The sequence below is a fragment of the Nocardia lijiangensis NBRC 108240 genome, from assembly GCF_001613045.1.
GTDB lineage: Bacteria > Actinomycetota > Actinomycetes > Mycobacteriales > Mycobacteriaceae > Nocardia > Nocardia lijiangensis.
This window is the reverse complement of sequence record NZ_BDBP01000053.1, coordinates 62220-68594: the sequence shown is the minus strand read 5'-3', so window position 1 is coordinate 68594 and position 6375 is coordinate 62220. Positions and strand designations below refer to the sequence as shown.

The 6375-nt window shown below is 70.1% G+C and carries 6 protein-coding genes; 1 reads left to right on the top strand and 5 read right to left on the bottom strand.

What is annotated here, in order from left to right; genetic code table 11:
* The 5 genes from NL1_RS20790 to NL1_RS20770 form a co-directional block, all read right to left on the bottom strand.
* On the bottom strand, positions 1 to 823 hold an 823-nt coding region (locus NL1_RS20790; protein ID WP_084510811.1), incomplete at its 3' end, for an RNA polymerase sigma factor.
* Between the two features lie 18 nt (positions 824 to 841).
* On the bottom strand, positions 842 to 1714 hold the full coding sequence (locus NL1_RS20785; RefSeq protein WP_067841785.1) for a haloalkane dehalogenase: 873 nt from the start codon (positions 1712 to 1714) through the stop codon (positions 842 to 844).
* A gap of 118 nt (positions 1715 to 1832) precedes the next feature.
* Positions 1833 to 2723 (bottom strand): RNA polymerase sigma factor, encoded by an 891-nt coding sequence (locus NL1_RS20780; protein WP_067841825.1) that lies wholly within the window; start codon positions 2721 to 2723, stop codon positions 1833 to 1835.
* Between the two features lie 89 nt (positions 2724 to 2812).
* Positions 2813 to 3685, bottom strand: coding sequence for a haloalkane dehalogenase (locus NL1_RS20775; RefSeq protein ID WP_067841784.1), 873 nt, complete (start codon positions 3683 to 3685; stop codon positions 2813 to 2815).
* Between the two features lie 238 nt (positions 3686 to 3923).
* Positions 3924 to 4892, bottom strand: a complete 969-nt coding sequence (locus tag NL1_RS20770; RefSeq protein ID WP_162272756.1) for an extracellular catalytic domain type 1 short-chain-length polyhydroxyalkanoate depolymerase — start codon at positions 4890 to 4892, stop codon at positions 3924 to 3926.
* Positions 4893 to 5158: 266 nt separating this feature from the next.
* On the opposite strand from NL1_RS20770, the gene NL1_RS20765 reads away from it, so the two are divergent.
* On the top strand, positions 5159 to 6355 hold the full coding sequence (locus tag NL1_RS20765) for a winged helix-turn-helix domain-containing protein (RefSeq protein ID WP_067841780.1): 1197 nt from the start codon (positions 5159 to 5161) through the stop codon (positions 6353 to 6355).
* Positions 6356 to 6375 lie beyond the last annotated feature (20 nt).

Sequence of the window (6375 nt, the reverse complement as noted above, 5' to 3'; positions counted from 1 at the left end):
CGCTGACCCGGTGGGTGGCGAAGGCGGGGCGGTCGAGGTCGATGCGGCCCAGGGCCCGGGCCTTGTCGACGCGGCGTGGGCAGCGGCAGAAGGCGGTCGGCTCGACTAGCCCGCAGGTCGAGCGCAGGAACGTGCCGAGGCGCTGTTTGACGCGTTCGAGCCGCTTCTGACAGGCCGCCGGGGTGGTGCCGAGGATCCAGGCGGCCTCGGCGGCCTTCAATTCGAAGATCTCGCCGAGCACGAAGACGACGCGTTCGTCGCGGCTGAGGCATTGCAGCATCGCCTGGGTGCAGCTCAGCCGCACTTCCTCGGCCAGCAGGGCGGCCTCCGGTCCGCGGTGATCGGCGGTGGCGAGACCGTCGGCGAGGTCGTCGCGGAAATCGTCCAGGCTGAGCTGATCGCTTTCCTGCGGTGACCGCCTGCGCAGGTTCAGCAGGTAGTTGACGCCGACGCGGTAGGCCCAGGTCAGCAGTTTCGCTTCGCCCCGCCAGGTGGACAGCCGGGTGACGACGCGCAGGAGGATCTCCTGCACGGCGTCCTCGGCATCGGGCGGGCGGCCGACCATGCGCAGCGACAGCCGGTACAGCGGATCCTGCAGGCGGCTGATCACTTCGCGCAGCGCCGCCTGATCACCGTCGACGGCGCGCGCTACGAGGCGCAGTTCTTCCGCATCCGGGCCCGTCGCCCGAGGTTCCGGGTCGGCCTCGGCGGCCCATTCCTCGAGCGGCTCCGACGGCACGCTCTCGGCCGCGCTGTGCACGCCCCGTTCCCGCCGGCGAGTGCTCGGTGGCGCGGCTGCCGCCCTTCCGGAAGCGTCGCGCATGGTTTCGATCCTCTCCGTTCAGACCGCGGCGGGCTGCGCGGTCAGTGCGTGCCTGCGCAGCCAGTTCGCGACCGCGCGCCCGATGGCGTCGGGCTGATCCTCCGGGCTGTGATGGGCGCCCGGCCCAACGGACTCGACCTCCACGGCGGCGAAAGTCTCTGCCGCCCAGGCGATCACCTCCGGGGAGCCGAGGCCCACTCCCGGCTCGACGTGCATCAGCAGCTTGGGTACCTCGGGGCTCTCCGCCATCCAGCGCCCGTAATCGCGGACCCGCTGGGCGACGTCGGCGGGCTCGCCGTCGAGCGGGAACTCCCGGGCCCACGCCAGCATCGGCCTGCGCGATTCCGGGGTCGGGTAGGGCGCGCGGTAGGCGTCGAGGTCGGCCTCGGTGAGTCCGGCGATGAGCTTGGGCAGGTTGTATTCGATGAACAGATTCTGTTCCAGCACGGCTTTTTCCCCTTCCGGCGAGCGGAAGGTGCGGAACATGTCGGCCGATCCCTGGGGCAGTTCATCCCAGCGCGTCGGGCGCAGGAAGGTCTCGATCAGCGCGATGCCGAGGACCCGGCCCGGATGGCGGGCCGCGTAATCCATGCCGAGCGTGCCGCCCCAGTCGTGGCCGACGAGTACGACCCGGTCGAGACCGAGGGCGTCGAACCAGGCGTCCAGGTAGCGGGCGTGATCGTCGAGCCGGTAGGCGATGTCCGGCTTGCCCGAGGCGCCCATGCCGATGAGATCCGGTGCCAGGCACCGGGTCTGGTCGGCGACGTGCGGAATCACGTTGCGCCACAGATAGGACGACGTCGGGTTGCCGTGCAGGAACACCACGGGGATCGCACCGGATCCGGTGTCGTGGAAGTAGAGGTACGAGTCGAGTACGTCGATGGTTGCCATGGGGCGTCCTTTCCGGTGTTGTTGCCTGTCACTCCGGTTCGACACCGGTTTCCGACGCGATCCGACACCTCCGCGCTGTGATGTGCGCCACTGTCGTGTGGGTGGCCCGGGGCCTCGCTCAGGTCAGCAAGGGAAACTGCCCGGATCGCAACAGCATCGCGATGGCGTCCATCCGTTCCTGGGGCGCGGCGTAGTCCGGATGCCCGCGCAGCACCGCGGCGACATCGTGCAGGCGGATCATCTGCTCCTCGGCCTCGAGCACGGTCCGGCCGCCGGGGCTCACCGGATGGGTGGCGTACTTCGGGGCGGCCGGGTCGACGCGGCCGAGCGCCACCGCTTTCTCGACCCGTCTCGAGCACCGGCACGCCGCACGCGGGTCGGCCACACCGCACGCGGAGCTCAGGAACGCGCCGAGACGTTTCTTGGCTCGCTCCAATCGTTTTCGGTACGCGGCCGGGGTGATGTCGAGGATCCACGCCGCCTCCGCCGAGCCGAGTTCGAAGACCTGGCCGAGCACGAACGCGACGCGTTCCTCGCGGGCCAGGCATTGCAGCATGCCCTGGCTGCAGTTGAGCCGGACCTCGCTGGACAGCAGCGCGGCCTGGGGCCCGCGGTAGTCCTCGGCCGCCAAGCCGTCGGTCAGTCCGGCGCCGAACTCCTCCAGGCTGAGCTGGCGCAGTTCCTGCGGCGTTCGCCTGCTCAGGTTGATCAAGTAGTTGACGCCGATCCGGTACGCCCAGGTGAGCAGCTTCGCCTCGCCGCGGAAGGTGGCGAGGCGGGTGATCGCGCGGATCAGGATCTCCTGGGTGGCGTCCTCGGCCTCGGCGGGCCGCCCCACCATCCGCAGGGCCAGCCGATAGAGGGGATCCTGCAGCGTGCGAACGATTTCGGCGACCGCGTCGGGGTCGCCGTCCACGGCGCGGGCGACCAGTGCCGCTTCCGCGCGGCGGACCTCCGCCGTCGCCGCGTCGTCATCGGGGCCGTGCGCCGGGGCATCTGCACTACTCATCGGGCAATCTTCGGCAGCGCGCCGCGCGGCCGCAAGCGCGGGCGGGTCCTCGTCCCGGGCGACGAGGACCACGGCCACGCGGCGAGGTTTCAGGCCTGTGCGGCGGCCGGAACCAGCGCGCGCCTGCGCAACCACTCCGCGACCGCCGCGCCGATCTCGTCCGGCCGATCCTCCGGGGCGTGGTGCCCGGCGGGCGGGATCGACACCACCTCGGCGTCGGCGAAAGTGGTTGCGGCCCAGCGCACCGACTCGGGTGAGCCGAGGCCGACGCCGTTCTCCAGTGCCATGATCAGCGTCGGGATCTCGGGCGTCTCGGCCAGGTACCGGCCGTAGTTCCGCACGATCTCCACCACGTCGGCGGGCTCGTCGCCCAGCGGGAACTCCCTCGGCCACGCCAGCAGCGGCTTGCGCGTGGCGGGGGTGGGGAAGGGCGCACGGTAGACGTCGTGGTCCTGCTGCGACAGATTCGCCACGCCCTTCGGCAGGTTGAATTCGATGAACATGTTCTCCTCCAACACCATTCGTTCGCCTTCGGCGCTGCGGAACTTGCGGAACAGCTCGGCGCCGAGCGGCGGCAGTTCGGACCATTCCAGCGGCCGCAGGAAGGTCTCGATCAGCGCGATGCCGCGCACCCGGCCCGGGTGCCGCGCTGCCCAATCCATGCCGAGAGCCCCGCCCCAGTCGTGGCCGACCAGGACCACCTCGTCCAGGCCGAGCGCGTCGAACCAGGCGTCCAGGTAGCGGGCGTGGTCGACGAAGCGGTAGTCGATGTCGGGTTTGCCCGAAGCGCCCATACCGATGAGGTCGGGAGCGAGCGCCCTGGCCTGGCCGGCGACGTGCGGGATCACGTTGCGCCACAGGTGCGACGAGGTCGGGTTGCCGTGCAGGAACACCACGGGGACCGAACCCGCGCCGGTGTCGGTGTAGGAGATGAACGAATCGAGAACGTCGACGGTGGGCACGATGCTGCTCCCTCGGGATCATGGGTGTCGCGCGGTGCGCCACACCCTTTCGTTGCTGACATCGGTTTCGACACATCGCTCGGGCCCGCTGTGACCACACGAGGTGTGACGCTCGACACAGCAGTCTCAGCAGCGCCGAAGAAATGACCGCCAGAACGATCCGGACCGAGGCTCAGGAACTTTCCCGGCGGAGCCCCAGCGGTCAGTTCAGCGCGGATCTCAGCGTGTCCACCACGGTTCAGCAGGCTCGGTGCGGGGCGGTAAGCCGGTGCGCCAGGAGGAAATCCATCATTCTGCGCTGTAGTGCGAGGCCGGCGGTCGACTGCATCAGTAGCCCGCCACCGATGTGATCCGGTCCGATCGGTGTGACGAATTGGGCCAGCTCGCAGTCCTGGTTCGAGTAGTGCTCGATGGTCGCGGGCACCGGGTCGGCGGTGGTGGTGACGTTGGTCGGGGTGTCCGGGAGGGTGAGGTTGCCCGCACGCCGATCGGCGTCGAGCCACTGCAGGAGGTTGGCGCGCCCGATCGGGTAGAGGCTGGTCTGGTCGGCCAGGTCCTGCAGGAAGAAGGCGGGGACGGGGCGGGCGCGCGGGCCCATGGCCGCGACGATGGTGGCGCCGGTGAGGTCCGCGTGTGGCGGCTGCGGGCCTATTCCGTACGGCCCGCCCGCCATCGGCGCGATGGCGGCGTACAGGTCCGGGTAGGTGGCGGCCATGACCGTGCTCATGCCGCCGCCCGCGGAGTAGCCGCCGACATAGACCCGGTCGCGATCGATTCCGAACTCCTCGATCAGGGTGTTGGTGATGCCCGCGACAATCGACGGCTCACCGGTCTCGCGCTGCTGGTTGGCCGGATCGAACCAGTTCCAGCAGTAGCGCTCGTTGGCTGCTCGGGTCTGGATCGGGTACGCGAGTACGAAGCCCAGTTCGTCGGCGACGTGTGTTAGCGCGAATCCGTTACCGGCCAGCTGCGCCTGCGGATCGGTGCAGCCGTGCAGGTAGATCATCAGGGGCTTGCCCGCCGGGTCGCCGGGCGGGACGTGCAGGTAGTAGTCGCGGGTGCCCGCTGCATTGGTGTAGCTGCGCTGGGTGACTTCGGCCGCGTGGGCCCGCGGGCCGCTCGGGGCGCCCAGGCCCGATGCCAGCACCACCAGGGCGACCAGGACAGCGAGACGGCCCGGTGCGATGACGCGCCTGATCAACTGCACGCCCACCCTGATGACACCGTGGACAACCGTCGTATCCGACATGAGAACCCGAGGCCCCCGCACGCGATGCATAGACCCTGTTTACCTCACCATCGACAATGTGAGCGCGCCGTCTTCTTCGCGAGGCCGACGGGTCGCCACTGAGACGGTCTGTCGGCCTTGGCAGTTCGGCTGGAACGGAGAAATCCGTGCGGGTGATGGCGCTCACTCCACCGCCGGGAACGCGCCGTCCGCTACGTGTCGGACCCCCGTGGCATTGTTCGGGTATGCGGAAGATGAGTGCGGCGGCCGCACGGCGGACGGCCTTGGCCGCGCAGGGGTTCGGCAGGCGACGCCCGGCGGCCGTCACACGACGGACGGTGGCCGACGTGCTCGCCAGAACACAACTGCTGCAACTCGATTCGGTGTCGGCGGTGGTGCGCGCCCACTACGCTCCGGTGTTCAGCAGGATCGGCGGCTACGATCGCGCGCTGCTCGACGAGGCGGCCTGGAGTCACAGCGCCACGCGGCCGCGGCGGCTGGTCGAGTACTGGGCGCACGAGGCCGCGCTCATCCCGGTGGACGACTGGCCGTTGATGCGCTGGCGGATGGTGCGGTACCAGCACGGACGTTGGTCGATGCACAAGGTGCTCGACCGGAATCCCACACTGGGCAAGGACATCCTGGACGTGATCCGGGAGGTCGGCGCCGCGCCCGCCGGTGAGGTGGAACGACATCTCGAGCTGGACAAGCCGCGACCCAAGGGGTCCTGGTGGAATCTCAGCGACACCAAGATGATCTGCGAACAGCTCTTCGCCGCGGGCGAGCTCTCCGTCGACAAGCGCGTCGGCTTCACCCGGCACTACGATCTCGCCGAGCGAGTGATCCCGCCGGAGGTGCTGGCGCGCAACGTCTCCGAGGCGGACGCGGTCCTGGAACTGGTCCGCCGCGCGGCCACCGCGCTGGGCATCGGCACCGAGACCGACCTGCGCGACTACTACCGGCTGCACCGCTCCCAGACCACGCCCGCGATCGCGGCGCTGGTGGACGCGGGCGAACTGGAGGAGGTCGAGGTCGCCGGGTGGGGCAAACCCGCCTACCTGCGGTCCGGGGCCGCCACGCCGCGCCGCGTGGCGGGCGCCGCGCTGCTGTGCCCGTTCGACCCGCTGATCTTCTTCCGCCCCCGCACCGAGCGGATCTTCGACTTCCACTACCGCATCGAGATCTACACCCCCGAGCACAAGCGGGTGCACGGCTACTACGTCTTCCCGTTCCTGATGGACGGGGAGCTGGTCGGCCGCGTCGACCTGCGCGCCGAACGCGCGAGCGGGCGGCTGCTGGTGCCCGGCGCCTTCGCCGAGCCGGGCCGTTGCGACGCCGAAACCGCGGCGGCGCTGCGCACGGCCCTGCGCGAGATGGCGGACTGGCTCGAACTCGACGAGGTGGTGATCGGCGACCGCGGCGATCTGGCGGCGCTGCTGTAGCCGGCCGGATCGGACGCGGC

Excerpts from the sequence above, each read along its gene's own strand:
- NL1_RS20785 (WP_067841785.1), bottom strand. The coding sequence starts at position 1,714 with ATGGCAACCATCGACGTACTCGACTCGTACCTCTACTTCCACGACACC.
- NL1_RS20780 (WP_067841825.1), bottom strand. The coding sequence starts at position 2,723 with ATGAGTAGTGCAGATGCCCCGGCGCACGGCCCCGATGACGACGCGGCG.
- NL1_RS20765 (WP_067841780.1), top strand. The coding sequence starts at position 5,159 with ATGCGGAAGATGAGTGCGGCGGCCGCACGGCGGACGGCCTTGGCCGCG.